The following is a 1,135-nucleotide window of genomic DNA, read 5'->3' as shown; positions in this document are numbered from 1 at the left end:
TCTCGCTCGCTCAATGAGGTTGACTGCACCACGCTAACGATCTCTTGCTGGCGCCCAGCTTCATCGGCAAGGCTAGCAAAGTATAAAACATTGATATCCATAGCGGTATCAACGTTGGTTGCTGTTTTAGTTTCTGGCTCAACGATTTTTGGTTCGATAGTGTTCATCACACTCTCCATTTTTTATCATCTACTAGGCTTTGTGTCTTTGCACTTGCCAACTCTGCAGATAATATTTCTTATCTTAAACGTGGCTATAATCTGACTTACCACCCGTCTTTTTTAGCAAATGTACATTATCAATGACAATATCATGCGATAGCGCTTTGGTCATATCATAGATGGTCAAACAAGCAATACTTACCGCCGTCAAGGCTTCCATCTCGACACCTGTTTTATGCGTGACTTTAACAGTACCGCTGACGGTTATGCTATTGCAGGTATCATCGTACTCAAAAGTTAGGCCAATCTTATCTAATGGCAGCGGATGACACAGCGGAATCAGATCATGGGTGCGCTTAGCCGCCATTATGCCTGCAATATGCGCGGTCTGAGTGATGCTGCCTTTTTTGGTCATGCCATCAGCGGCTTTGATCTGCTCATAAATCTCGCTCGGAAATCGCACTTGTCCCGCCGCATTAGCCTCTCGTGTTGTGGCAGTTTTACCACTGACATCGACCATAGTAATATCGCCGTCGCTGTCTAAATGCGATAAAGTGGATTGGGTGGCAGTAGCTTGGTTATTTACTTGACTGTTGCTGTTCATTTATCCATTCTCTTGCGTTTTTATAAATTACATAATGATGTGCAGGCACGCTCAAAATCTATTGGCGTATTAAAGTTGGTCAAATGCTGCCAGTTACTTGTTAACGGCACAGCGTGCGTCATAGGCTGAATAAAGGCCATCACTCGCCGCTCGCCACTATTAATATAAACCTTTAAATCAGGCTCAATACTCAACTGATAAAGCCCTAACAACGGATACAAATGGCTATTATCGGTTAAGCAAATCACCTTTTTATCAGCTTCTTGATTTTTGTTTATTTGAGTCGTTACAGGCTGCAACTTTTGCCATAACATCGTAGCAGGTATCAGACTATCACAGCTAATCACCATTAACCAAGATGACTGGTTTT

At 42.9% G+C, this 1,135-nt stretch carries 2 protein-coding genes; both read right to left on the bottom strand.

Going from position 1 to position 1,135, the window contains the following annotated elements; translation table 11 throughout:
* Positions 1 to 243 precede the first annotated feature (243 nt).
* Positions 244 to 765 (bottom strand): cyclic pyranopterin monophosphate synthase MoaC, encoded by a 522-nt coding sequence (gene moaC, locus ACS8FD_RS16050; RefSeq protein ID WP_439261729.1) that lies wholly within the window; start codon positions 763 to 765, stop codon positions 244 to 246.
* Positions 766 to 785: 20 nt separating this feature from the next.
* On the bottom strand, positions 786 to 1,135 hold a 350-nt coding region (gene mobA / locus ACS8FD_RS16045; protein ID WP_439276581.1), incomplete at its 5' end, for a molybdenum cofactor guanylyltransferase.

The organism is Psychrobacter sp. 1U2, from assembly GCF_051847575.1.
This window is presented reverse-complemented; position numbering and strand designations above follow the sequence as displayed.

Coding starts and splice junctions, on each gene's coding strand:
- moaC (WP_439261729.1), bottom strand. CDS start 765: ATGAACAGCAACAGTCAAGTAAATAACCAAGCTACTGCCACCCAATCC.